Consider the following 26,052-nt stretch of genomic DNA (forward strand, 5'->3'; position numbering starts at 1 on the left):
CGGAATGAAGTCTGTTGAATCCGGTCTCGAAGGTATCACAGGGGCAACTGGTGGTGCTGAATCCGGAATGTATGATGTAGGCGACTCCATGAATTCACTTCATGACAGCGGAAGCAGTGCGGGTGTTGGTATTGATACGGTAGATGCTGCGTTGGGAGGTGTGATGGATTCAAGTTCATCAGCATCTGGCGCGATAGACAACACAGGTTCCTCTCTTGATGATTTAGGATCCAGTGGCGATAGCGCAAGCAGTGGGTTAGATGTTCTTGATTCGTCATTAGACGGCATGTCTGACAGCGGTTCCCAGGCATCAACAACTGTCGACGGTGTAACCGATGCGATGGATAATTTGGGAACAAGTGGTGACAGTGCCGGCGCTGGAGTAGATATTGTCGATGCAGCACTGGATAGTGTTGACGGAAGCAGTGACAGTGCTACGACTAGCGTTAGTGATGTAGGGTCTGCACTTGAAGAAGCGGGAATGAGCGGAGAAAGTGCCGGAGCAGGAATTGATGGCGCATCCGATTCGTTAGAAGGTGTCAGCGGAAGTAGTGAACAAGCGAAAGATGGATTAGATGGCGTGAGCGACTCAGCTGACGAAACAGATATATCCATGAATAAGTTGATTAAAACAATCGCCGGAATAGCTGCAACAGTTGGTGTATTTAAAGTGCTACGTAATGCAGTTGACTTAGCGTTTCAACGTATAGACACCATGGAGCAGTTCGAACGTGTTATGACGGAAATGACAGGTAGTACAACGGATGCTAATGCTGCACTCGATAAAACGAATGACATTGTAACTGGTACAGCTTACGGTTTGGATGTCGCAGCATCCAGTGTGCAGGACTTTGTAACGCGTGGTGTTGAAGTAGGAGAAGCGACTAAATATATAGAAGCTTGGGGAGATGCTGTAGCTTTTTATGGCAATGGCTCAAATGAGCAGTTTGCCAACGTAACAAATGCGCTCCAAAACATGCTGACAAAAGGTAAAGTTGGCATGGACCAATTAAATCGATTATTTGAAGCCGGTATTCCAGCAGTTGATATATACGCTCAGGCAACCGGTAGAAGTGTTGATGAAGTATCTAAAGCATTGTCTGATGGTGAAATTAGTGCAGAGGAATTTGTTAATACGGTTACTACAGCCATGATGGAAGGTACCAATGGTGTTACTAATATATCCGGTGCAGCAAAAGAAGCTGGTGCATCTTGGTCTGGTGCATTTGCCAATATGGGCGCAGCGGCTGCCCGTGGCGTGACCGCAATCATTGAAGCGATTGACGGCATGCTTACAAATAATGGATTGCCAACGATGCGTGATATGGTTAGTGAATTTGGCTCCTTCATGGAATCAAGTATGAAAACAGCAGCTGCTGTAATTGAACCGGTTGGAAATGCATTGTTTGGTTTGTTAGATGTATTTAGTCCTTTGCTGACTGTGGCTAAACCGTTTGTTCCTGTTATTGGTGGAATGGCAGTAGCGTTTGCAGGGTTGATGGTGGTCAAATCCGTTGGTACAGCACTTCTTGCTTTTAAAGCAACTCTAATGGGAATCCCAGTGATTCAAGCAGCTGTCACAACAACTACAACAGCAATGTCCTTAGCTTACAATGCTTTAAGAGGCAGGGCGACAGCAGTAATTGCTGCACAAATGGCACTTGGAGTAGCAACAACAGGTCTAAGGACGGCGATGTTAGCACTAATGGGTCCCGTTGGCTGGATTATTACTGGAGCAGCTGGATTAGCCGCAGGAGCATACGCTGTATGGAATCATTTCAACCAAACTAGCGAAGAAACCGAGCGCTTAAAGGAAGAAACAGATGAACTGGGAGAATCTACTGATACATTAATAGATTCTATGAATGAAAGTGCCGGAGTTTATAAAGATAGAGTTAATGATATTGATGCAACCAGAGAAGCGAATAACACATTACTGGGAACGGTCGAAGAACTATCAGAAAAAGAAAACAAATCTGCTGAGGATAAACGTAATCTAAGCATCGCAGTTGAACAATTGAATGGTAATGTTGATGGTTTAAACGCTTCATATAACGAAGAAGCAGACATGTTGAGCGAATCAACTGAAAAAATGCAAGCGCGTATCGATCTTATGGCGGAGCAAGATAAGGGTAACGCTGCCCAAGAACGCCTAACAGAAATCTTAAAAGAGCAGCAAGAAGTAGAACTACAACTCGATGAAGTTATAGCGATGCGTAAAGAATGGAACTCAACTATACAAGAGAGTGGAAACGACACTGCTGACGCTCGAATAAAAATACAAGAACTTGACGAACAAGAGCAAGAGTTACTGGCAACACTTGATGAACTAGGTATTCAATATGAAACAACGAAAGACACAATGGTTGAATCCAGTCAGAATGCTAAAGACATTATCGCTGACAATAACCATGACATCATCATATCTTATGAGGATTTAGAAGGAGCTGCAAAAGATGCTTTTGATTCGCTTGCTGATAAATACGGAGAATTAAAAGATGCTGCAACCAACGCTTTCGAAGAAATTGAAAGCAAGACTGACCACACTATGGACAGCATGATTGAAACCATGCAGCATAACCAAAAAATGGTGGAACAGTGGGGAGAGAACCAAGCCACATTGATGGAATGGGCAGGAGACAATAGTTATGAAAGCTTTATTCCATTCATTGAAGATATGGGGATTGACCATGCGGCTGTCTTGCAAGAAATGGTTGATGATTTAGAAGGAACTGAAGGCACTAGTGGTGAGAAATTAAAAACGTTAGCAGACACTTACCAAGAAGGTGGAGAACTATCATCAAATGCTCTTAAAGATGCTTTAGGTGAAGGATTCGAAGAAGTTGTAGATTTGATGACAACTCTTGTAGAACGTATGGAAACAATCCTTCGCACGCAAATCAATGAGGCGGATTGGGAGGCGTATGGTCTTCAAGTTGGAAATGAGACAGCAAGCGGGGTTGATGAAAGCGCCGAGGAAGTTGAGGAATCCACAACCAGATTAGGTGGAAGACTTTGGGAAGGGCTTGATATAGCTTTAGGAAACCATGATTTCTCTGCAAAAGGTGAAGAAGTTCCTGTTGATATATCTGCTGGAATGGAAACCGGATCTCCTTATGTAAAGGCTGCCTCTGAAATGTTAGGTAGAGAAGCGACTAATCCAGCGATAGAAGAAATGAACAATTCTGATATCGAAGGAGCGGCAGATGGCGTTCCAACCAGACTTGCAGGATCGCTTAACAACGGTAAAGAATCCGTTGCATGGGCTTCCGGTGAAATTGGAAGAGCGCCAGGCGAAGAAATATCAGCAGCGCTCGAAGGTACACCGCTAGAAATATTCGGAAGCTCCGTGCCGATTAGAACAGCGATAGGAATCCAAGGGAGTACGGGTGAAGCAACTGGTGCTGCTAACAGCATGACAAGTGGTGTTCAATCTGAAGTAGAAGAGGGTATGCCTGAATCTATTTATATCAATTATGGCGGTAACGTAGGTCAAGGTACTGGCACAGGAATCGAAGGTAGCAAAGGTAACGCTACAAGCGCTGCAGAAACCTTAACGAATGACGTAACCACTACGACAGAGAGTGGGTTGCCGAAGTCTACATTTGAAACAATTGGAAATAATGTCAGCCTCGGCCTCAGTAACGGTATTCGCGGAATGGGTGACGGTACGGTAAGTGCTATGCGCACCGTTGCGCAAGATGTGATTAACGTAGCAAGAGGTGAATTTGATACGCACAGTCCTTCTCGTGTGTTTTTTGCTATTGGTCAATTCGTATCTCAAGGTTTAGGCAATGGTATATCTGATAATCAATCTAGTGTAATTAATTCAATAATTACTATGACAACAGCCATGATTAACAGAACTGACATGGGAATGCAAAGCCTTAATCGAACCACGCAAAGCGGCGTATCCAATATGAGTAATAGCTTGAGCCGATTACCAGGATTAGCCCGAGTATCTATGGGCGCTTTCCAAGGAAGTTTGAATTCCGGTGCATCGGCTAGCATGGGGATTATGTCGAGGTTATCTAGTGGATTAGTTTCTCCATTCAGAGGATTGCGCGGAGCGATGTCCGGCGTCGGTTCTAACGCAATGGCAGGCTTGCAAGGCGGATTAAACAGCCGATCCGGCGCCGTTATGTCTACAGCACGCAACATAGCAAGTCGTGTCGCATCAACTATGCGCAGTGCATTGAAAATTAAATCACCATCCCGAATTATGAGGGACGATGTTGGTCGTTGGATTCCAGAAGGTATTGCAGTTGGAATTGAACAGTATGCTGGTAAGGTGTATAACATTATGGACGCAATGGCTGATTATGTATCGTCACCATTTGATGTGGCAACACCGCAGTTTGATATTGCCGGACAAGTTGCTAATACCAATGCTCAAATACAATCTCGTGTTAGCCATGAGTTTAGTCATCAAGGCAATTTTAGAATGCCGCAACCTGCATATATCAATTTCACTCTAGGCGATAAGACGTACAGTGCCTTTGTGGATGATATATCAGACGAACAGCAGATCAAAAAGGTTGGTCTGAAACCAAGGAGAATGAGATAGGAGGTGCTTTATGTATAAATTTATAGATACTATGGAGGCTGCACAAAGCACCTCTATGACTTTACGAACTGTATTCAATGGAAACGATCTTGATGAACTACTAACAGATGATACTGGCAGGTTTGTCACAATATCGGTCAGCGGTAGAGGTATACTCAATCGCCGGCTGGACTTGACGGAAATGCCCGGCATGCATGGGGCGAAAGAGAATAGTACCCTGTATGATGTGCGGGAGATTACTGTCAAATTTTTAATTGAAGATAAAACAAGTGCCGGCTTTAGAGATAGATTTAACCGGCTGAATGGCTATATTAAAGGCAGCAAAAAAAGGCTAGAGTTTACTGATGAAGATGCTCATTTCATAGCAACACTATCCGATGCAAGCATTCCAGATGAGGACAGTAATAGTCTTATCTGTACGATGACTTTTACCTGTGCGGATAGTGCTAAACGGATGGACGGGAAGACCATTGAAGTTGGTACGAACGAAAGCTCTTATACCATCACAGGGCAAGACGAAACGCCCTGGGAAGTTAATCTGACTTTTAGTCAGGATGCAGATGAATTTGAACTGGAAACAGACCAAGGCATTTATATTTTACTCGGCTTCGGTTTTATAGAAGGTGACAGGCTTACCATTAAATATGAAGGCAGAGAGGTATGGCTCAATGATGATAGAGATTTAAGACATGTCATCAGATTGGCATCAAACTATAAGCCTCTTACTCCAGGAGTGCTGACTGTAAAAGCCAGCCATGCGTGCCATTTAAGTTATGAGGAAAGAATATATTAATTTTACTTACGTCAGACTGAAAGGAGGGAACTTATGGAAGTATTTATATTCAGTCAAGATGAACAGCCGTTAACAGTCATAACTGCAGAAACTGGGCTTATTGAAGCGCCGTATCGTATTGAGATAAACAGCGTGCCAACTGAGCCTTTTTCTTTTGTTGTAAATGCACAGCATCCCACTTCTAAGCATGTTAAAGAAGAAAATAAAGTTGTTTTCCGTGACCATGAAGGGGACTATCGCCTGTTTATTATCAAACGGTTAAAGGATTCATCTGATATTTCCGGCTCCAAGACAAGGGCTGTCTGCCTTCCCGTATATCATGCTGAATTAAACGACCATGTGATAGAGGAACGTCGGTTCATCGATCAGCTAGTAGATGTGGCCATGGAAGCCGCGGTACAAGGTACTCGCTGGCAAGCTGTTGTAGAGGTTGAACTGGGCAGAGCGACAACAAATTTTTATCGTATTTTCAGCACCGAAGCATTAGAGGACATCATTGCTACTTGGGGCGGTGAGATAAAAGACGTTGTTACCTTTGATGAAAGAACAAACCGCATCACAGGATGCTATCTAAAGCTTATTCAGCGACATGGTAAAGAGCATGGTCAGCGAATGGAGATTGGCCATAATGTTGTCGAGATTGAAAGAGAAGTTCTTTCCTATCCGAAAACAGCGCTGTATGGTTTTGGCTCAAGTCTTGAGGTCGAAGATGAAGACGGTGAGCATACAGGTGGATATACAAGATATATAGATTTTGCTGATGTTGAGTGGAAAGTATCTAATGGCGATCCAGTAGACAAGCCGTTGGGCCAGGAATGGGTTGGCACGGATGAAGACAGGCTCGCAATGGGCCATTATGATGAGGACGGTAACTTGAAACACCGTTTTGGCATCTTTAGCAATCAGGATTACGAAGACCCAGAGGATTTGCTACTGGCTACTTGGGAAGCACTCCAAAAAGCTAATAAGCCAGAGGTAAACTACCGCCTATCAGTCCAGCTATTCGACGAAAAAGTCCGTTTAGGTGATACATGCCAGGCTATCGACCGTAAATTCGCAAGACCGATAGAAATCCAAGCTAGAGTAATAGCCATGGAATATGACCTGATGGACATCGAGGGAACGATGGTCGTTGAAATGGGGCAGTTTCTTGACCTTGGAGACGATATCGACGACCTACGGAAAGAAATAGAGGATGTTAAGAACAACCCGCCAAGACATCGAATTGATGAAAATAGCTACCCGAACCGTAAGCCATCTACACCTGTTAACTTGGAAGCCTACGGCGGTATGGAAGTCATTCAGCTGTACTGGCAGTATGCGGATGAAATGTTTATCAAGCATTACGAGGTCTACGGCAGTCGCACAGAGGACTTTGTACCAGATACACAGCATCTTTTATGGCGCGGTGATGTCAGCGCATTTGCTCACACTGTCGGTACAGATGAAGTCTGGTATTACCGAGTGAGAGCAGTCAACTATCATGGCAGGCCTTCTGATTGGTCTGTACAGGTAAGAGCGGCAACGCATCGGGTTGATACCGAAGATATTATGTGGGGACCAGAACTAGCCGAACGTATGAGAGAGTTGCATCGTATCAGCGATATCATCGGTGAAAACGGCGTAGACTTTGACCAAATCAGTGAGGAAGCCAAAGATTTAATCAACCAGCAGGCACGTATCTACACTGACAAGGAGATACAGATAACACGTGAAGATGTGATGCGAGATATTAGTGAAATAGCAGATGACTTGGAATTTATAGATGGTCAACTTGTAGATAAGGTCAATGTTGGTGATGTTTATACTATCGAAAATATCGATGACATGTTTGAAAATACAGTCAGCATCACAACTTATGAAACGGATAAAAAAGGCATAGTAAAAGATCTAGAGCATCAAGAAAGTCTTATCCGACAGAACGAACGCGAAATTTTAAACCGGGTAACTGAAACAGAATTTAATGAGGAGTCAAGATTTTTAAGGGAGACTATTGCAGAAGTCGGAGTATATGCATGGGGCGTGCAACAAACGGTATCCGATATTCGTATTGGCGGCCGTAACCTATTGCGATATACAGATTTTTCGAACGAAGATAATTTTAACCGATTAGTATTTTGGGATACCTATTACAGTACACTGATTTCAAATGTTGATGGTGAATCTTTCGGAAGGTTTTGGAGTGGGTCAAATAACCAAGGTAATGAGACGAAACTAAGGACTCCTTATCAAACCTTATCTATAAGCAAAGGGAATGACTATATCTTCTCTTTTAAGGGGATTCAAAATTATAGTGGAGTTTATCCTAAACAAATATGGGTTTTAGTGAATGGTGATACAAATTATGGTGTTGATTTCGAAAGAGAAGAAATAGGAGTAACATCTAACGGTAATACGATATATAGATATACTGCTCCGTTTACTCATTCGAGAGATACAAATGAAATCGCAATTCAAATTACTTTTGCGATAGGTACAAATTATAGTCAGTCTTTCGATTTTAATAATTTCCAATTAGAAAAGGGGAATAAAGTTACTGACTGGACTCCAGCACCGGAAGATATGGAAAATCGTATGACTATTGCCGAATCATCAATTACACAATTAGCAGATGACATCACGTTAAAAGTAAACGTGGATGAGATAGTATCCGAAATCAACGTAAATCGTGAAGGTATACGATTATCTGGCGCATTAATCCATCTGAATGGATTATCGCTTATAGATGAAGCCATTATCCAAAATGCACATATAGCCGATGGTACGATAGAGCGTGCAAAGTTGGGTCGTGCCATTATAGGCACAGCCCAAGTTGAAAATGGAGCGATTACCAACGCAAAAATTGCCAGCCTTAACGCTGATAAGATTAATGCTGCAAATCTACAGGCGATTAGCGCTAATATGGGTACGTTGCGCTCGGGAAGGTTGCTATCCAATAATAACAATATGGACTTGAACCTCAACACCGGTAATCTGACGATGCGTAACGCTGATTTTAGCCTTGGTAATGGAGCGATGATTAGGTTTACGAACCGAAACAACCGCCTGCTATATCGTAATAATGGCATTTCTGCGGGCATCCAGTTTGACCATAGCTTGGGCACTAATGGAAACCCGATGATTGGTATTGGTGTATCAGATGGTTCACATAGTGTTAATGACTCTACCTTTAGAGGATTGCGTATTCACAGTCTCGGCACAGAAGGCTCGGAAGGTTACGGCGTTAATGCTATCAGTCAAAATTTCGGCATCTACTCTTTGGCTGACAGGTCCGGGAGTGGTTATATATTCAGGTTACATGCTCTAAGCGGTAGACGAGGCATATTCCCACAAAACACTGGTTCGTATAATTATGATTTAGGGCGATACCTTAACCGTTGGGATAGGGTGTATGCAGATTCGATTCGTACCGGCGGAAGTGAGGGTGCGTTGATAATCACCAACGGCGGTTCGGCTAATGGCGGTTATCGATTTGACACATTCCCGCAAAATGATGGTTACAACACGACTTTTAGACCGATAAATTCGCATGAGAATAACTATAATATCGGCAACGGTCTACATCGGTGGAGTTATATATATTTAAAAAATAGCCCTAATATATCTTCTGACAAAAGACTAAAAGAGGATATCCAGACTTTAGATTTGGGCTTAGACTTTATTAAAGATTTACAACCAAAGCAATTTAGATTAAAAGCAACTCAAGCTGACTTAAATCACGGGATAACTAAAAACGAGGTTCAATACGGCGTGGTTGCTCAAGATTTAATCAGTGTATTGGGCGATAGAGCAACAGGTTTGTCGCTGGTTAATCAATCAGAAGACGGCATGTACGGCGTACAGTATGAGCAGTTAATAGCGCCTACGATCCGAGCAGTACAAGAAATTGATGCAAAGCTGGAAGAAGAAATCAACTGGCAACGCATCGAGTATCAAGCGTTGAAAAATAAAGTAACCAAAATGGAAGACAGAATAAAACAATTAGAGGAGAGTGCAGCATGACAGTTAAAATACAGAATAAAGATTTGAGAAACGTAGCTGATTTTCTAAAAAATACGGTGTCTGTAAAGGGTAAGAAAAACGTGCACCGGATGCGAGTTGTTAAGGCGATTGCAGACAAGGACAAGGAGGTGAAGGAGGAGGAAGTTACGCTTCTTAAAGATTATGCCAAGTTGGATGATGAGGAGGAGATTATCTTCCTTGATAATGGCCAGCCAATAATCAAAGAAAAGAAAGAATTCAATGAAGCGCATAAGGCGTTGTTTGAAGAGGAGTTTGTGCTGGATGATAAAAACCTTGAATCAGCATTGAAGACAGTCGAGAAGTTAGTAAATGACTTTGATAAAGAGTTATCCGGCCAACAGGCGGAGGCTCATTTCATACTTGCAGAAGCATTTGAAAATGCAGAGGAAGAAAATACAGAAGGAGAGGATAAGGATGATGAATAACTACGAATTTAAGGAAACTGGCTCACGCAACATTGAACGGGACGGTGAGCAGGTTAGATTAGTCAGTTTTCGAGGTAATTCACCGATTGAAGGCGATGACAGGGAACGACTCAATATTGATGGAGCGATTGTTGTGCAGATAACGGAATATTTCCAAGCTGGTATAGATGGAGCGATTCCAGAATTGATTAAAAATAAGGTTGTCGAGCGATTGACAGCCCGTGAAACAGAAAACGCTGAATAAGCGTTATTTTTTATGGGGTTAGCGCTATGCTAGCCTCTTTTTAATGTCTGATTGTAGGGGGATTAGTATCTTGGAATTTATTATGGAGGTGGCAGCATCCCAATTTGTTTGGGCTATCCTAGCAATAGCTTTAGCCGCACTCGTTATCAGAGAGCAGCGAAAAGAAAACGTAAAGCGTGAAGACGATTTGATTAAGCTGTATGACCGTCAAGTATGCGATTCGAGAGACAGAGAACAGCAGTTACTAGAGCATCTTGATAGAACAAATAAAGCACACCAGGAAACGACAGAAACGTTAAAACAGATACGCAACACGCTTAATCAAATGGAAGGTCGTATTGATCGTATGGAAAAGTATTATTTTAAAGACACCCAGAGAGGATGATAAGAATGCAAGAAATTTTAGTTTTAGCTACATTGTTAGCACCTATTATCACAGGAGTAGTACAGGCGTTGAAGGTCGGTTTTACCATTAAGAAAAATTTGCTGCCATTTGTAGCAGTCATTACAGGCATTTTACTTGGATATATGGCATGGCCATTCAGCGATATTGAAGCAGTATCAAGAGTATGGGCAGGTGGAATGGCAGGTTTAGCGTCAGTAGGATTATTTGAATTAGGTAACCAGAGACAAGGAGAGACAAAAGAGTAGCTACGGCTGCTCTTTTTCTATATAAAAAATTATTTTAGGAGGAATTTATTATGGCAAAAATTTATTTAGATCCAGGACACGGCGGAACAGACCCAGGTGCAGCTGCAAACGGATTACAGGAGAAGGTGCTTACTTTAAAAATCGCACTAAAAACACGAGATATCTTAAATCGTGACTATGAAGGGCATAGTATTCGTATGAGTAGGACAAGCGACACGACTCGAAGCCTGTCACAGCGTACAAATGATGCAAACAGCTGGGGTGCTGATTATTTTGTATCCATCCACATTAATGCTGGTGGAGGAACTGGCTATGAGGACTATATTTATAACGGCAGTGTCTCCAATAACACGGTAACGTATCGTGATAAGCTTCATGCGGAAGTTATGAAGCAGGTTGACTTTAACAATCGTGGTAAAAAGCGTGCTAATTTCCATGTGTTACGTCAGTCGAGCATGCCAGCAGTTTTAACAGAAAACGGCTTTATTGATACCACAGCAGATGCAAATAAACTCAAATCAGATGCCTACCTTGACCGCATTGCTTTAGGTCATGCAAATGGTATTGCTCAAGCTCTTGGATTAAAACGTAAATCTGGTAGTGGTGGCTCTGGCAAGCAAGGTTACGTTGAGGTAATCACACCGTCCTTATGGACTTACAACACTGCTAATTGGGATGACAAAGCGGTAATCGTTAATGAGGGTGAAGTTTTTACAGTGGCTAGAGATAAATTTAAAGTTGGTAATGGTTACATGTACCAGCTTAAGAGCGGACTGTATATCACTGCCAGCACGCAGTATGTAAGATATTACACTAGGTAAAAAATAAACCCTTCACTGGTGTGGGGCTTGTAATAATTAAATTTCCTTTTTGATTTATCTTGGAATAAAACCTAATTGTTTTGACTATAAATATATTGAAGAGTAAACCTTGTACAGGTTTCTTCAATTAAATACCCCCTTTCTTCACCAAGGGGGTTACATAACTAAAATTTTTTAAGCTATAATTGCTCTGTAGAGTTACATAAATCTAATACCTCCATCTTCAGCATTTGGATAACTGTGACTCTGCAATTAGACGCCTGTCATACATAGCAGGCGTCTTTTTATTTCCTTTTTCGTATGCGATACACGTGAATTCATACTTAAAATAAAATTTGTTAACTACTATTAGCTTTGTCCAAACTCTCTTTCTGATATTGCGTATATTGATTGAGAAAGGAGTGATAAAGCTATGTGTTACTATTATGACCCATGTAAGAAGAAATACGATGATCATTGTAAATGTCGTTGCCACAAGAAAAAAGAATATGATTATGGTTATGATTGGTGTAAAAAAGACGACTATTATGATGATCATAACAAATGCCGAAAAAATTGCTACAAAAGTCGTTGTAAGAAAAAATCCAGTCATTGTTTTGATAAATTCTGGTAAAAAATAAGCCCTCACGGTTGTGGGGGCTTTAAAAACTTAAGCGACGTTAAGAATTGGTTTGTTTATCTTTCAGCACTCTATACTCTCTTCATTCTTGATAGTATTTTTACTGATCTTTCGACGAACATTTAAATGATAAAAGATGTTCATATACTTTGTCTAAATTATCATTTAGTGCAGCGATTTTATCTGTATCTAGTTTAAAATGTATTTTATCATTTTTTTGCCTAGGTATTATATGAAAATGAAGATGTTTAATATGTTGGCTGGCTGAATCGCCATTTGCTTGCACAATTGAAAAATCATTACATAGTCCTGATTGAATCAGTAAATTCGAAACATTGATTAGAGATTCCATCAAGGCATTAGAAATACTGGGATGTTGAATTTCATTTAATTTCTCAATATGATTGTTTGGACAGACTAATACATGTCCTTTTGCAGCAGGGTTAATATCCAGAAACGCAGTTACATCTTTATTTTGATAAATTATATAGGCTGGTTTATTTTTATTAACGATTTGGCAGAAAACACATTTTTCCATAATTTAGTTTAAATCCTCCCCTTTTGAAGCATTTCGAAAGGTTATTTTTATTCAGTTACTAAATCTTTATCCAAATCAAATTTTGCCCTCATTACTGCATTCTTCTCTTATTGTTTATACGAACAGGGAAATTGTAACATGATATAGTCGATAAAAACACTATTTCATTAGAACAAAACACTTATAAATCGAGTTGGAGTCTGACTAGTATTGGTCATCAAGTGCCCTATCTAGATGATGATCTAAGTTATTTTCAAAATAAGAAGCACTTCCAACAATTGCAAAATTAATTGAGTACATATTATCGGACTTCGTTATGCCATACTTCTGTCAAGGTCTGCGCAGATAATATCCGACACCTCTTCTTGTTACAATCCACAATGGGTTACTAGGATTATCTTCAATTTTTTCACGCAGACAACGAACAGTCACATCAACGGTGCGCATATCACCAAAGTAATCATAACCCCATACTGTTCTTAATAAGTGTTCACGTGTCATGACTTGCCCAATATGACGCGCTAAATAATATAATAGTTCAAATTCAAGATGTCTTAATTCAACCTTTACACCTTTGCAAGAAGCAACATATGCGTCAGGATATATGACTAAATCACCAATCACAATATCCTTCGGTGTTTTCGTCGGCTTTTCTACCAGGACATTTTCACGTCGCAAATTTGCCTTCACTCGAGCGATTAATTCACGATTGCTGAATGGTTTCGTCACATAATCATCTGCACCCAGTTCTAATCCGAGCACTTTATCAAATTCAGCATCTTTTGCAGTCAGAATGATAACAGGGACTCTTTGTGTTTTACGTACCTCACGCAATACTTCATTTCCGCCTTTTCCAGGAAGCATGATATCCAATAGAATAAGATTAGGACGCTCTGTTTCTGCAAGTTCAATTGCAGTATCGCCATCATTCGCTACCACTGTCTGGTACCCTTCTTTTTCTAAATTAAATTGTAATATATCAGTAATTGGCTGTTCATCGTCGACAATTAATATTTTTTGACTCATTGTTTGTACATCCTTTTAAGTTAAGTAAATATTAAAAATACTCAGTGAAAAAATCATGTAAAAAATTATACCACAATATGTTAATAAAAACATCATTTCTCAAATAAAATAAGAAAAACCCTCAAATAAATGAGGGTAATCATGAAGTTGCCTTTTTCTTCTTTGCAGGCGTCTTAGTGGATTTTTTGGCAGCTGGTTTCTTTATTGCAGTTTGCTTCGTCTTAGGCTTATCATTTTTAGCTCTGTCTAGCGACTCTTGAAGAGCGTTCATGGAGATTTAAAACCAACTACATTGACAATCGGAAACGCAGTAGAACGAATACGAGAGATAGGCTGCCTGTGTGAAAGTTATTTTGAGATAGGGAGAAAACAAAAACTGGATAAAGTTTTGAAAATGGTAAAAGAGTAAAAAGTCTTTACTTGGTTGTGGGGGCTTTACATAATAAAAAATCTTAAGCTATAATGTCATCATAGAGTTGCAGGTGATCTAGTACCTCCATCGTCAGTATTTCAACTATTAGTAACTCTGCAATTAGACGTCCCACTATGCTGAACTGCACCGCGGGCGCCTTTTTTGTTAAATAAGAATAAGCCTTCACGTTTATGGAAGTACGTACATAGAATGTTCTGCGGGATATTTGGATTTGCTTTGGCAATTGGGACTCAAAGAATGAACGCTTGCATAGATAATTACGGGCGTCTTTCTTTCTGCAAAAAATAAGCCCTTCACACGAGGGCTTTACATATATTAAGAAGTAGCTTTTTTCTTTTTAGCAGAAGTCTTGGTAGTAGTTGTTTTCTTCTTGGCAGCTGTTTTCTTTTTCGGTTTTGTTGTTTTTGGTTTTTCGCTTTTAGCCTTATCTAACGATTCCTGCAACGCATCCATTAAGTTGACCACGTTATCCGGTTTTGTTTTTGTCTCTCCACCGATTTCGATTTCTTTATTATTTTTCTTAGCTTCAATCAATTCCATTAAGGCTGTACGATAATCATCCTTATATTTTTCGGGTTCAAATTCAGTAGTGAGTTGCTCAATTAACATCTTAGCAGTATCTAATTCTTTTTTGCCAACAGATTCTTGGCTCGGAACATTAGGCACTTCTCCTACGTCCCGAACCTCATCAGGATAGTGTATTGTTTCAACTACGATAGCATCTTTATACACTCTGATTACAGCAAGCTGTTCTTTAGAACGTATCATCATTTTAGCTATGCCAATCTTTCCTGTATCTGTTAAAGCCTCTCTCAATAGCGCATATGCTTTCGATCCGCCCTCATTAGGGGATAGATAATAACTTTTTTCAAAATAGATGGGGTCTATTTCTTCCAACTGGACAAAATCAACAATTTCAACAGCCTTATCTTCTTGCTCTTTCTTCAATGCTTCCAGTTCTTCATCATCCAAAACCACAAACTTGTTACTTGCATATTCATAAGCCTTAACAATATCCTCGCTTTTAACTTCTTCATCACCGCAGTTAGGACAGGTTTTTTCATATTTAATTGGTGTTTTGCATTTCTTATGCAGCTGCCGCAGTTTAATATCTTTATTTTCGGTAGCCGCGTGCATCTTTACAGGAATATTAACCAGACCAAAGTTGATGGTTCCTTTCCACATCGTGTGCATTTTCCGTGCCTCCTTTTAAATTTATTTTGCTGATTTGTATGTTTTTTATACAAAGATATGAGGCATCCTATTTAAAAGAGGTGATACATATGGATTGGATGAAACCGATAGAACGTACTGATATTCCAGAGGGCGATGATTGGTTGTATGAAGTTAAATATGATGGCTTTCGTTGTGAATTAAGCTGGACTGATAAAAAGATAACTCTGGCAAGCAAAAACAGTCATGACATCTCCAGTAAATTTCCTGAGATTATTAATTGGTGCAATGAAAATTACGATTACTTTAAAAATAAATTACCTTTAAAGTTGGATGGGGAACTTGTCGTTTTAAATCATCGATATCAAGCTAATTTTTCTCAAATTCAAATGCGTGGTCGAATGAAAAGTAATGATCGGATCGAAAAGCAGTCAAGTATTAGGCCTGCATCATTAATGGTATTTGATATAACTGAAATTAGAGGGAAGAAACTCACTAAAAATAATTTATCCTTACGAAAAGAAACACTTTATCAATTATTGGATTCAGTCAACGATAACAAAGTTTTAAAATACGTAAAAGCATTTACATCCATTGAGGAAATTCAGAAGGTTGTTAATGCATCTAAAAGTGAAGGAATCATTGCGAAACAAAAAAACAGTACGTATCAAAAAGGGAAGAATCATCATGATTGGTACAAGATTAAAAACTGGAGAGTGATTCAAGGTGTATTAACAGAGTATAATCCAAGTAACGGGTATTTTGCTGTTAATGTATTAGAGGGCGATGATTTAATAAACGTTGGTACGTGCAAACATGGACTACCAAAAGAATCAGTAGAAACGGTGCAAAAGCTTTTTAAGGAGCAAGGTGAGTTTTCCGATGGGTCGTATCATCTGCCACCAGCTATAACAAGTACAATCAATACTCTGGATTTATATAGTAAAGAGTTGAGAGAACCTAATTTTAGAGATATCAATCCTTCTACACCTTATACTGACTGTACACTGGATAAACTGCAGTTAGACATGGCACAGATACCTATTGAAGTTTCGAATACAGATAAGTACTTATGGCGTGATATTTTTAAAAAGAAAGACCTTTTAGTCTATATCAGAGAAATATCGCCATGGATGCTGCCATTTTTAAAACAACGTGCATTAACAGTTATTCGCTGTCCCGACGGAGTAGAAGAAGAATCATTCTTTCAAAAAAGTCTTCCCGATTACGCACCAGATTACTTAGCATCAGATGCTACTGACGATTTAATTGTATGTAATCAGTTAGAAAGCTTAGTTTGGTTAGCAAATCACGGATCCATCGAATATCATGTTCCTTTTCAACGAATCGGGCAAGTTACTCCTTTAGAAATTGTATTTGATTTGGACCCACCAGACCGGGAACACTTTTCTCTAGCAGTAAAAGCAGCCAAATTGTTGAAGCAAATGTTAGATGATTTAAACCTTGTGTCTTTTGTGAAAACGTCTGGAAATAAGGGAATACAAATATATATTCCTATCCGAGAGGGAAGTATGACATATGACGAAACAGGGGTTTTTACTGAGGCAGTAGCAAAAGTTTTGGAGAAAGCGTATCCCAAAGATTTTACGACTGAACGCCTGAAAAAGAATCGCAACGGCCGATTGTATATTGATTACGTGCAGCACGGTCAAGACAAAACGTTAATTGCTCCATATTCTCCAAGAAAAACGGAAGAAGGAACTGTCTCAACTCCTTTGTATTGGCATGAAGTGAATGAAGAATTGACTCCTATTGCATTTACAATAGGAAACGTAATAGAACGTGTACGTGAAATAGGGTGCCCGTTTGCAGGATATTTTGAAACAGGGAGCAAACAAAAACTGGATAAGATATTGAAAATGGTGAAAGATTAAAAGCCCTCACTTCATCGTAGGGCTAATCAAGTTTTTGTTTTGGATTAGGTCTATCTGCAAATTTTATTTACCGTATATTTTATTTTTATCATTTGGATACCTTTGTGCAACCCATCTATCTCCAACTTTATATATCGGCATCAATATTCATCCCTTTTTTGTTTTTTATTTTATCCCTATTGTACATTAAATAATGTGGGTTACGTTATTATTTATCATCCCCAGCACGATGGCCACCGACCAACTTAGCGCGGAACCTAGCCATTCCGCCATCAAGCAGGCTCGAAGCATGCAACAAGGATGTATATCCAAATTTTCTCCTAATATGGTCAATCGTCTGGTCAAGTTCTTCATTTTGTATTGTTTCTTCTGCAGGTTCAAATAAATTAAGTTGCAGCGACTGCTTATGTTTGAGTTTGCCGAAAGTGACGTTAACCGTTCTTACAGGTGTATTTTCTTCGTAGTGCTTGTAAAAAAGATATATAATATGTTCTTTTAATATTTTAGATGAGTCAGTTACTGGAATCTTCATCTGTTGGTTAAATCCACCCTGAACGACATCTCTGGAATAACCAATATACAATTTCACAAGACCAGTCATTAAGTAATTCTTTCTTAATCTGGCCACATTCTCATCTGTCATTTCTCGAATGACTACCTCAATTTCATGCCTATCTTTATAATCCCTGTTAAGTATCTGATTTCTGCTGAATGACGTACTTTTAGGTTTGTAAACCTCTGATAAAAGCGTTCGGTCGATTCCGTGAGCATGAAAAAAGAGTTGCTCGCCAATCACTCCGAAATTATTTTTGAGCTTACGAAGATTATATTGCGATAACTCTCCGATACTCCGGATCCCCATGCGATTTAGTTTTGCCTCCGTTTTCCCGCCAATTCCCCAAAATTCAGTTAAGGGTCTTATTTTCCAGACTGTTTCAGAAACATCTTCATAACGCCACTCGCCTATGAACCCATTCTTTTCATCATGCTTTGCCTGGTGGTCCAATGCTAATTTAGCAAGAAGAGGGTTGTCACCGATGCCAACAGTCAATACTAACCCCAACTCTCTCCATACATCATTCTGTATTTTTCTAGCTACGTCATGCGTGCCGCCAAAAAGTTTATGTGATTTGGTTACGTCGAGGAACGATTCGTCAATAGAATAAACAAGTAAATCCTCTTTCGCTACATATCGCTTAAAAATACGTAATATCTCCATATTCTTTTGTAAATACACTGCCATACGAGGCTCTACAATTTCTATGTTTGCTTTTTTTGGTATCTCATAAATCCTTGTGCCGGTTTTAACACCATATTCTTTCTTGACGCGAGGAGAAGAAGCTAAAACCAAACCACCTTGATTATCTGGTTTCGAAACAACAGCAATACGAGCATATAAAGGGTGTTGTCTACGTTCGACCGCCTCGACGCTTGCGAAAAAGGATTTAGCATCAATACACATAATATCCCGACGCGGTTCATTCCTGTAATCCATCATCATAATTTCATCCACAACAAACACCTCTTATACGAATATACGTTTGTATCTATTATATGCGTTTAATTATAAGAATATACGTTCCTATAGTCAAGAAAGTTCGGTATGTAATATTTGGAACCTGATTAAAAAAAGAAGGATATTAGTCCCTTTTTGTCGTATATGTAGTATAAAAGGAGGGTATATTATAATGAAGAAAAAATTTAAAATCACAATACCATTCATCGACCGGGAAGACGGTGGAAGGTTTATCGATGCGTTAGATTTACAGACAGGAATTACATACGGTTATTATGAGTCAGAGGTGAGAAGTTTACATAAGATAGGGCTGGGCGAACTGGAGAATTATTTAATGAGACGTATGCATCTGATTAAATCTGGTGCTTATGATGATGCGGAGACAGAAAAATAGAGAGGGGGAGACCTCTCTACTGTAATGTGGTATAATTGGCTAAAAATAAAGTTCAAAAATTACGTATAAATGAATTGACCTTATTTTGACCACTAATTATTTAAAAAGTATTACCAATGATTATAAAAATTATTTAAATACATTTAATATATTCGCTACATAATAGGTAATTAAAAGACAATAGAAGTGAAAATATCAAAGTGGTTCATGCCTGGGATGATGTAAGTCATTCGCTGAAACCCTTGATTTATAAGGGTTTCAAAGCTGATAAGTGTTGCTGAAACCCTAAAAGGTAACAAAAAGGTAACATTTTATTTTAAAACAATATCATTAAGGGCGTTTTCGTATAAAGTTTTTACTTTTTCGGAAGCGTCCTTTTTCATTTTCTTCAACGGTTCTACGCTTTTTAGGGATTACAGCGCCATCCTTAGGGTTATTTTTAATAAGTTGTTTAAAAATCCGTCCGGCGCACGTGTTAATTCCTAACAAAGTATTCCTTTCAATTCTTCGGCTGGCTTAGTGATAGCATTTGGATATGAAATAGGAGTGATTTTATAAACTTAAGCTTTCTCAATATGTCTATTTAAAGCTTTAATCTCTCATAGTTAACTAATCCTTGTCCATGGTACATTTCCTGTTTCATGATTCCGAAGAAATTCTCTATCGAAGCGTTGTCTGCACAGGTCGCTTTACGTGACATGCTTTGAAAAATCTTGTTTTCTTTTAATATCCTTACCTATTTATTATGCTGATAATGCCAGCCTTGATCTGAATGGATAGTCGTTCGATATGAAGCTTCACGGTCGATGATTTCTATAGCTTGGTCAAGTGGTTGGAGTACCAAATCTAATGTCGGTTTTTTGGATATAAATCATCTTCTCTACCACTTAATTCACGCAGCATATTTGCCATTTTGTTCATCATTGCTTTTCATTCCTCTGTTTCATTGATATGTTCAGCTATCAATTCTTTCCTGTCATTTAATTTTTATTAAAAGCAGCCAGATATAAAACAGTCCAGTAATAAAAAATGCCAACCATAAATTCAAATATACTCCAAAAAGTTGAACTACAGTACCAGAACCTACCCCGAGCATAAATACACACAAGCCCAGCAATAATGTTAGAAAAGTATGTAAAGCCTCTTTATTTTTATTAAAAATAGCTAAATAAAGATTATTCATGAGATTCTTTGTATTGCCGGTCATAATCCCATTATTAATATTGGTTGACTTGATTTTACGAAATACTGTCAGCTCATACCCTGCTAATAATCCGAGCAGAAATCCAATTACAGAAGGACCGATATTTTTCTGAATGATAGCGATGATAAGCAGAAAAACCATCTGAAGAAAAAGATATATACGATACTTCTCCCAGCCGTACTCTTTAAAGCGCTCTATAACCCCTTGTGCTATAAATGCTCCAACAGCAAAACCGACAAAAGAGAAAATATGGACTAGAGCTTCCATAAAATCACCTTCAAACAGCTTTGCACCTAAAACTACCATATTTCCCGTTTGAGCGCTGGCAAATAAACCATCTTGCGTGATAAAAGTATAAGCATCAAGAAATCCCATTAAAAACGTAGAAAAAATCGTTAAGACAGTCAAGATTTTATTTTGATTGATTTCATCCCTCAACTTTATAACCTCCTCTTGCGATAAATGAATAGATTAATAGATTTTTATTTTTGATCTAGCCTATAAAGTAAAACATGTAAAGGTTTTCTGACAAATTACAAGACCCCTGCGGTGTTACAATTTTCCATTAAAAATGCTACAATAATCTCGAAAATAAGGAAGAGTTGAAAAATGAAAAAAGTGTTAAAAATTTTATTAGCATTTTTTACCTAAAGAAACATTGAACAGATACTTAAAACTCGATAAGTCAAGATTGCTATCAAGTTTATTAAATAAAATAAACCCTCACTTAGTAGAATTACAGGCATACAATACTCTGTGGGATATTTTGATTTGCTTTGGCAATTGGAACTCAAGGAAGTTTAGACGCTCTATCCAAGGGCGTCTTTTTTATTTTGTCATATTAATACACGTGAATCTATATTTAAAATAAAATGTGTTAGGCTATTATTAACTTTGTCCAAACTCCTTTTCCGAGATTGCGTATATTGATTGAGAAAGGAGTGATAAAGCTATGTGTTATTACTATGACCCATGTAAAAAGAAACACGGTGATTATTGTAAATGTCGCTGTCACAAGAAAAAAGAATATGATTATGATTGGTGTAAAAAAGACGACTATTATGATGATTATTACAAATGCCGAAAAAATTGCTACAAAAGTCGTTGTAAGAAAAAATTCTGTTATTGCTGTAACAGGTATTACTAAAAGGAAAGCAGTAATGTTAAGAATTTAGAGTTTTAATTATCGGCTGCATTAAGTTTGGTATCGGACTTAATGCAGCCGAAATTATTTTTATACTCTAACTTTATCTATAACAAAATCTAACCAATAGTTTAATGCTTTACCGGTAATACGATTATGATAAATTTCATCTCGATCTTTACTATATTTAAATTCATTGATTTCTATTTTAGAGATAAAAACAACAGTCTCCCCATCCTCATCGATAATTTTCTTCTTTTGGTAATTATCAATGTAAGGTGATTTCCCTCCTAGTTCTTGCGCTAATTTAACTTCCTTTTGTAAGTGCTCTTCGTGTACTTTTATTCTATCTAAAAACAATCTATACTTTTCTGTCATATATTGATACTCCTTTTTGTGTTATTGTGTATCTTAATTTAGCTTATCATATCAATCCAAAGGATTCATTATTTCAATATTTCTTATTTCCTTCAAGGTGCAGCAGGTCGTTCTTCCATCTTTCAGTTTTAAATGAATCTGACCTTCCGCGTATCCATCCAGTTTGCATTGGAGGTCTTTATAATACAGTCCGTTTTGCATGATGTTTGCTTGGATTAAAACAGAATGGCTATTTATAAATGCCTTATTTAACACTTCTGCAATTACATCCATTGGTGAACTAAATGTAAACAGTTTTATATTTGTATTTATGAAAAAGCAATTTTAACAAGAAAAGGAAAGCACAATCTATGTGAATATATTCATCATAAGTTGTGCCTTAACGTTGTTGTGGCAAAGTTGTAAGCGTTTTATGATTATAATGAGAGGTGATAGTAACATGTTAGATCAGCGCTCGATTCGACTAGTTGAAGAATTAATGAACCATGAACAGATTACAAAGCTGGAGTTGATGCAACAGTTAAAATTATCCGATCGGCAGTTGATGTATGATTTTGAGAAGGTAAATGGAATTTTGGAAGATTTCAACATTCCAAAGTTAAAAATTAGCCACCAACGCTTTCAAATCTCGAAAGAAGCCAGAGAGATTTTAAGAGAAAAATTACATTCTGATAAGAGCATAGGACAATATAATTTTTCAGAGGATAACCGATTTTACATGATTTATCTCTATGTTTATATCCGAAAAGAGCCTGTATCTAATTTTCACTTGCAATCTCTGTTTAAAGTAAGTAAAAATACCGCATTAAGTGATGTACGCAGGTTGAAAAAGCATTGTCAGGAAAAAGGGCTGGCCTTCAGGTACAGCCGAAATGAAGGATATTGTATTGAAGGAAATGAGATGGAGAAGCGGAGAAGCGTCATTTCATGCATCCATCAATTATTAAGCCAATCTATGGGAGAAGAATTTATCATTTATATTTTAAGAGCATGGAATCAGGAAAATTTTTTAAACCGGACAAATGATGTCATGCAAAAATGGCTTGCAGAACACGGGGGGCAATTAGTAAAAACAAGAAAAATTGAATTGATTTATTATTTTACATTTTTTCAAGCAGGTGAAAAAGGAGTCCTATTCTTTTCAGAGAATGAGAAGAAGCTGTTAGAAAATCAATCATTATTTTGTTTGGCAAGTTCTCTTTTCAAACAGCTGTATGGAGAGGACAGATCTGAAAACGAAATATATCTGGTAACGATTTTATTATTAACTGCAACCGAACATATTCAACGGGTTGACAATCCAGGACTTTTAACATTATCTGAGAAGATTATTGAAGAATTTGAAAAAAATACGCTCCTTCCTGTGAAGAATAAACAGCTTTTAAAAGAGAGTTTGTTTAATCATTTAGTGCCTGCATATTTCCGAATTTTATTTGAAATTCCTTTTCATAATCCGTTGTCAACGACGATTCAATCAGAGTATGTTGAGCTATTCCAATTTGTAAAACGCTCCTTGTCGCCATTAGCAAGTTGGACAAAAAAAGAAATTAGTGATGATGAAATTGGATTCTTCACTATGCATTTTGGCAGTATTATTGATCGCCAAAATACAATGGAGATTGGGCGAATTACCGGATTAATTGTCTGTGCAAATGGAATCAGTTCATCCATGATGCTGGCTTCTCAGCTGAAAGAATTGTTTCCTGAAATTTATTTCTCTAAGGTGTTTAATGGAGATCAATTTACAGATATATCTGTACAAAACTATGATTTAGTATTTTCAACCATACCGGTAGAATCTCCAAAGCCGACATTTGTAGTGAAGCCTTTGATGACTCTGGTGGAGAAAAAACATTTACTACAATCGGTTTATAGACATTTTCCTAATTTATCGAGTCAATCAAAGCATTTGATGATTGATGAGATTATGAGTGTTATCAAAAAAAATGCAACAGTCATCAATGAAGAAAAACTGTATGGAAATCTCGTCCAATTATTTTACGCAACAAGTAATCAGAAAGAGGTGTATAAACCGATGTTATCCGAATTACTAACCGAAGATATGATTCAATTTACAGAAGAGAAACTTGACTGGGAAGAAGCAATTCGTAAAGCTTCTATTCCATTACTTGATCAGCATATTATTCAAGAATCATATGTAGAGGCGATGATAAAAAATGTGAAAGAATTAGGAACTTACATCCATGTTGGCAAGGGTGTCGGTATTCCACATGCAAGACCTGAAAATGGTGTGAATAAATTAGGAATGTCGCTGCTGAAGTTAAAACAGCCCATTGCATTATTAGGTAAAGAGGATCATCAAATTGATGTATTCATTTGCTTAGCTGCAGTGGACAATGAAGCGCACTTAAAAGCTTTGGCCCAGTTAACCAAAATATTAGGGAATAAAACTTTAATTAACCGTTTAAAAGAAACAAAATCTATAGATGAAATTATATCTATTATCCAAGAAGGGGAGAAGGTATTATGAAATTTTTAACAGTGTGTGGATCAGGATTAGGTACAAGTTTTATGGTAGAAATGAATATTAATCAGATTCTACAAGAATTAGGTGTAGAAGGTATAGAGGTTGCTCATTCAGATTTGAGTTCTGCAACGCCTGGAGACGCGGATGTCTTTTTCCTTGCTAAGGATATTGCTGATGGGGGAAGTCATTTAGGTGAGATTGTGGTTTTGGAAAGTATTATTGATATGGATGAGCTGCGTGAAAAAGTAGAGAAAGTGGTGCGTGAAAAAGGTTATCTATAAAAACAGCTTAACTGAAAAAGGAGGTTTTCCATATGAGTACAATGATTGATATTTTAAGTGAACCGGCAATACTCGTAGCTTTAATTGCTTTAATTGGATTAATTGCTCAGAAGAAAGGTCTTGCGGATACTGTAAAAGGAACGACAAAAACCTTTGTTGGTTTCCTCGTCATTGCAGCTGGTGCTGGTATTCTATCCGGGTCATTAACGCCGTTTGGTGCCATGTTTGAAGAGGCTTTTAATGTGTCTGGAGTAGTACCGAATAATGAAGCTGTTGTAGCTTTGGCGTTAACCGAGTATGGAACAACAACAGCCCTGATTATGTTTTTTGGGATGATCGTTAATATATTAATTGCCCGTTTCACCAGGTATAAATATATTTTCTTAACCGGACATCACACGCTTTATTTAGCTTGTATGCTGGCAGTTATTATGGCAGTTGCCGGTTTTGACACATTCGGGTTAATTGCAGCAGGATCGGTAGCTTTAGGGATAGTAATGACATTATCTCCAGCAATTTTACAGCCTTTCATGCGTCAATTAACGGGAAACGATAATGTGGCGTTAGGTCATTTTAGTGCTGTTGGATATGCTGCGAGCGGATTAGTTGGAAAACTATTTAAAGGGAGTAAAGAAACTTCTACAGAAAATATTAAATTTCCGAATGGTTTAGGTTTTTTACGCGATAGTACAGTAAGTATTGCTTTAACTATGGTAGTAATGTACTTGATTGTTGCATTCTTTGCTGGGCCAACATTTATTGAAGCAGAATTAAGCGGGGGCACAAACTTTCTTGTATTTTCATTAATTCAAGCAGGTACATTTGCTGCAGGAGTTTACGTTATTCTTTCAGGAGTACGTTTAGTTCTAGCAGAAATTGTACCAGCATTTAAAGGTATCTCTACAAAGCTTGTTCCAAATGCAAAACCTGCATTAGATGTACCGATTATTTTCACTTATGCACCTAATGCCGTGTTAATTGGTTTTTTTGCTAGTTTCATAGGCGGTATTGCAAGTATGGTAATCATGATTTTCTTAGGAGGAGTAATTATCCTCCCTGGTGTAGTTCCTCACTTTTTTACTGGAGCAGCAGCTGGAGTGTTTGGTAATGCTACTGGCGGGTTTAAAGGATCGGTAGCTGGTTCATTTGTAAACGGGATTATTATTTCCTTCTTGCCAGTATTCTTAATGCCAGTACTTGGAGATTTAGGATTTGCAAATACCACCTTCTCTGATGCAGATTTTGGCGTATCAGGTATCTTCTTTGGAAGTCTGGCAAACTATGCAGGGCCCATTGCAATTACGGTTAGCTTAGCAGTGATTATTCTTCTGATGATTATTCCAGGAAAAAAGAAAAATAGTAATCGATCAGAAGAAACGAAAGTAGGTTAAGCAAAAAGTACGTTGTAGAACAAGTATATATATTTTCCAACTATATGT

21 protein-coding genes are annotated in these 26,052 nt (G+C 38.2%); 15 read left to right on the top strand and 6 right to left on the bottom strand.

Annotated elements, in window-relative coordinates; all coding sequences use genetic code 11:
- Nucleotides 1-4: 4 nt before the first annotated feature.
- The 9 genes from MKY65_RS06390 to MKY65_RS06430 all read left to right on the top strand — a co-directional run bounded on the left by MKY65_RS06390 (nt 5) and on the right by MKY65_RS06430 (nt 12,144).
- Nucleotides 5-4,567, top strand: coding sequence for a tape measure protein (locus MKY65_RS06390; protein ID WP_339183331.1), 4,563 nt, complete (start codon nt 5-7; stop codon nt 4,565-4,567).
- Nucleotides 4,568-4,577: 10 nt separating this feature from the next.
- A complete protein-coding gene (locus tag MKY65_RS06395; protein WP_339183333.1) occupies nt 4,578-5,360 on the top strand; it encodes a distal tail protein Dit in 783 nt (260 codons plus the stop codon).
- Between the two features lie 33 nt (nt 5,361-5,393).
- Nucleotides 5,394-9,362, top strand: coding sequence for a phage tail spike protein (locus MKY65_RS06400; RefSeq protein ID WP_339183335.1), 3,969 nt, complete (start codon nt 5,394-5,396; stop codon nt 9,360-9,362).
- Entirely contained in the window at nt 9,359-9,808 is a 450-nt protein-coding gene (locus tag MKY65_RS06405; protein WP_339183337.1) for a hypothetical protein, read from the top strand. Before MKY65_RS06400 ends, MKY65_RS06405 begins: the two co-directional genes overlap by 4 nt.
- Nucleotides 9,798-10,052, top strand: coding sequence for a hypothetical protein (locus MKY65_RS06410; RefSeq protein WP_339183338.1), 255 nt, complete (start codon nt 9,798-9,800; stop codon nt 10,050-10,052). The genes MKY65_RS06405 and MKY65_RS06410 overlap by 11 nt, the downstream gene beginning before the upstream one ends.
- A 70-nt stretch (nt 10,053-10,122) precedes the next feature.
- Nucleotides 10,123-10,437 carry a hypothetical protein gene (locus tag MKY65_RS06415; RefSeq protein ID WP_339183340.1) on the top strand — a complete coding sequence of 105 codons (315 nt, stop codon included), beginning with the start codon at nt 10,123-10,125 and terminating at the stop codon, nt 10,435-10,437.
- A 5-nt stretch (nt 10,438-10,442) separates the two neighbouring features.
- Nucleotides 10,443-10,703 (top strand): holin, encoded by a 261-nt coding sequence (locus MKY65_RS06420; protein ID WP_256705879.1) that lies wholly within the window; start codon nt 10,443-10,445, stop codon nt 10,701-10,703.
- Nucleotides 10,704-10,753: 50 nt separating this feature from the next.
- Nucleotides 10,754-11,524 (top strand): N-acetylmuramoyl-L-alanine amidase, encoded by a 771-nt coding sequence (locus MKY65_RS06425; RefSeq protein WP_276540062.1) that lies wholly within the window; start codon nt 10,754-10,756, stop codon nt 11,522-11,524.
- A 449-nt stretch (nt 11,525-11,973) separates the two neighbouring features.
- Nucleotides 11,974-12,144: a hypothetical protein gene (locus MKY65_RS06430; protein ID WP_339183343.1), complete on the top strand. Its 171-nt coding sequence runs from the start codon at nt 11,974-11,976 to the stop codon at nt 12,142-12,144.
- Nucleotides 12,145-12,243: 99 nt separating this feature from the next.
- Here the strand turns inward: MKY65_RS06430 and MKY65_RS06435 are convergent, their stop codons facing one another.
- The 3 genes from MKY65_RS06435 to MKY65_RS06445 form a co-directional block, all read right to left on the bottom strand.
- Complete coding sequence (locus tag MKY65_RS06435; protein WP_256705882.1) at nt 12,244-12,681, bottom strand: HIT family protein; 438 nt, start codon at nt 12,679-12,681, stop codon at nt 12,244-12,246.
- Nucleotides 12,682-13,011: 330 nt separating this feature from the next.
- Nucleotides 13,012-13,707, bottom strand: a complete 696-nt coding sequence (yycF, locus tag MKY65_RS06440) for a response regulator YycF (protein ID WP_256705883.1) — start codon at nt 13,705-13,707, stop codon at nt 13,012-13,014.
- Between the two features lie 748 nt (nt 13,708-14,455).
- The gene (locus MKY65_RS06445) at nt 14,456-15,334 is read right to left on the bottom strand and encodes a Ku protein (RefSeq protein WP_256705884.1); all 879 of its coding nucleotides are present in this window, start codon (nt 15,332-15,334) and stop codon (nt 14,456-14,458) included.
- 89 nt (nt 15,335-15,423) lie between these two features.
- On the opposite strand from MKY65_RS06445, the gene MKY65_RS06450 reads away from it, so the two are divergent.
- Nucleotides 15,424-17,208, top strand: coding sequence for a DNA ligase D (locus MKY65_RS06450; protein ID WP_256705885.1), 1,785 nt, complete (start codon nt 15,424-15,426; stop codon nt 17,206-17,208).
- A gap of 208 nt (nt 17,209-17,416) precedes the next feature.
- On the opposite strand, the gene MKY65_RS06455 is transcribed toward MKY65_RS06450, so the two are convergent.
- On the bottom strand, nt 17,417-18,706 hold the full coding sequence (locus MKY65_RS06455) for a Y-family DNA polymerase (RefSeq protein ID WP_339185140.1): 1,290 nt from the start codon (nt 18,704-18,706) through the stop codon (nt 17,417-17,419).
- Nucleotides 18,707-18,896: 190 nt separating this feature from the next.
- Here MKY65_RS06455 and MKY65_RS06460 point away from each other — a divergent pair, with 190 nt between their 5' ends.
- Nucleotides 18,897-19,118, top strand: coding sequence for a hypothetical protein (locus MKY65_RS06460; RefSeq protein WP_256705886.1), 222 nt, complete (start codon nt 18,897-18,899; stop codon nt 19,116-19,118).
- A gap of 976 nt (nt 19,119-20,094) precedes the next feature.
- Here the strand turns inward: MKY65_RS06460 and MKY65_RS06465 are convergent.
- On the bottom strand, nt 20,095-20,760 hold the full coding sequence (locus MKY65_RS06465; RefSeq protein ID WP_339183346.1) for a YoaK family protein: 666 nt from the start codon (nt 20,758-20,760) through the stop codon (nt 20,095-20,097).
- Between the two features lie 527 nt (nt 20,761-21,287).
- Between MKY65_RS06465 and MKY65_RS06470 the strand changes: the two genes are divergently transcribed.
- Nucleotides 21,288-21,497, top strand: coding sequence for a hypothetical protein (locus MKY65_RS06470; RefSeq protein WP_339183348.1), 210 nt, complete (start codon nt 21,288-21,290; stop codon nt 21,495-21,497).
- A 59-nt stretch (nt 21,498-21,556) separates the two neighbouring features.
- Here MKY65_RS06470 and MKY65_RS06475 read toward each other — a convergent pair whose 3' ends face one another.
- Complete coding sequence (locus MKY65_RS06475) at nt 21,557-21,844, bottom strand: hypothetical protein (RefSeq protein WP_339183349.1); 288 nt, start codon at nt 21,842-21,844, stop codon at nt 21,557-21,559.
- Nucleotides 21,845-22,283: 439 nt separating this feature from the next.
- On the opposite strand from MKY65_RS06475, the gene MKY65_RS06480 reads away from it, so the two are divergent.
- Genes MKY65_RS06480 through MKY65_RS06490 form a run of 3 tightly spaced genes read left to right on the top strand, consistent with a single transcriptional unit; the run spans nt 22,284 to nt 26,004 of the window.
- The gene (locus MKY65_RS06480; RefSeq protein WP_339183351.1) at nt 22,284-24,335 is read left to right on the top strand and encodes a BglG family transcription antiterminator; all 2,052 of its coding nucleotides are present in this window, start codon (nt 22,284-22,286) and stop codon (nt 24,333-24,335) included.
- Nucleotides 24,332-24,613 (top strand): PTS sugar transporter subunit IIB, encoded by a 282-nt coding sequence (locus tag MKY65_RS06485; RefSeq protein WP_339183352.1) that lies wholly within the window; start codon nt 24,332-24,334, stop codon nt 24,611-24,613. The genes MKY65_RS06480 and MKY65_RS06485 overlap by 4 nt, the downstream gene beginning before the upstream one ends.
- Before the next feature lie 32 nt (nt 24,614-24,645).
- Nucleotides 24,646-26,004: a PTS ascorbate transporter subunit IIC gene (locus tag MKY65_RS06490; RefSeq protein WP_339183355.1), complete on the top strand. Its 1,359-nt coding sequence runs from the start codon at nt 24,646-24,648 to the stop codon at nt 26,002-26,004.
- Nucleotides 26,005-26,052: the final 48 nt, after the last annotated feature.

The organism is Oceanobacillus sp. FSL W7-1293, assembly GCF_037969815.1.
Lineage (GTDB): Bacteria > Bacillota > Bacilli > Bacillales > Amphibacillaceae > Oceanobacillus > Oceanobacillus oncorhynchi.

Bases quoted from the DNA above. Each gene is read 5' to 3' on its own strand.
- MKY65_RS06390 (WP_339183331.1), top strand. From the start codon at position 5: ATGAAGTCTGTTGAATCCGGTCTCGAAGGTATCACAGGGGCAACTGGT.
- MKY65_RS06395 (WP_339183333.1), top strand. From the start codon at position 4,578: ATGTATAAATTTATAGATACTATGGAGGCTGCACAAAGCACCTCTATG.
- MKY65_RS06400 (WP_339183335.1), top strand. From the start codon at position 5,394: ATGGAAGTATTTATATTCAGTCAAGATGAACAGCCGTTAACAGTCATA.
- MKY65_RS06405 (WP_339183337.1), top strand. From the start codon at position 9,359: ATGACAGTTAAAATACAGAATAAAGATTTGAGAAACGTAGCTGATTTT.
- MKY65_RS06410 (WP_339183338.1), top strand. From the start codon at position 9,798: ATGATGAATAACTACGAATTTAAGGAAACTGGCTCACGCAACATTGAA.
- MKY65_RS06420 (WP_256705879.1), top strand. From the start codon at position 10,443: ATGCAAGAAATTTTAGTTTTAGCTACATTGTTAGCACCTATTATCACA.
- MKY65_RS06425 (WP_276540062.1), top strand. From the start codon at position 10,754: ATGGCAAAAATTTATTTAGATCCAGGACACGGCGGAACAGACCCAGGT.
- MKY65_RS06430 (WP_339183343.1), top strand. From the start codon at position 11,974: ATGATCATTGTAAATGTCGTTGCCACAAGAAAAAAGAATATGATTATG.
- MKY65_RS06435 (WP_256705882.1), bottom strand. From the start codon at position 12,681: ATGGAAAAATGTGTTTTCTGCCAAATCGTTAATAAAAATAAACCAGCC.
- yycF (WP_256705883.1), bottom strand. From the start codon at position 13,707: ATGAGTCAAAAAATATTAATTGTCGACGATGAACAGCCAATTACTGAT.
- MKY65_RS06445 (WP_256705884.1), bottom strand. From the start codon at position 15,334: ATGCACACGATGTGGAAAGGAACCATCAACTTTGGTCTGGTTAATATT.
- MKY65_RS06450 (WP_256705885.1), top strand. From the start codon at position 15,424: ATGGATTGGATGAAACCGATAGAACGTACTGATATTCCAGAGGGCGAT.
- MKY65_RS06455 (WP_339185140.1), bottom strand. From the start codon at position 18,706: ATGATGGATTACAGGAATGAACCGCGTCGGGATATTATGTGTATTGAT.
- MKY65_RS06460 (WP_256705886.1), top strand. From the start codon at position 18,897: ATGAAGAAAAAATTTAAAATCACAATACCATTCATCGACCGGGAAGAC.
- MKY65_RS06470 (WP_339183348.1), top strand. From the start codon at position 21,288: ATGACCCATGTAAAAAGAAACACGGTGATTATTGTAAATGTCGCTGTC.
- MKY65_RS06475 (WP_339183349.1), bottom strand. From the start codon at position 21,844: ATGACAGAAAAGTATAGATTGTTTTTAGATAGAATAAAAGTACACGAA.
- MKY65_RS06480 (WP_339183351.1), top strand. From the start codon at position 22,284: ATGTTAGATCAGCGCTCGATTCGACTAGTTGAAGAATTAATGAACCAT.
- MKY65_RS06485 (WP_339183352.1), top strand. From the start codon at position 24,332: ATGAAATTTTTAACAGTGTGTGGATCAGGATTAGGTACAAGTTTTATG.
- MKY65_RS06490 (WP_339183355.1), top strand. From the start codon at position 24,646: ATGAGTACAATGATTGATATTTTAAGTGAACCGGCAATACTCGTAGCT.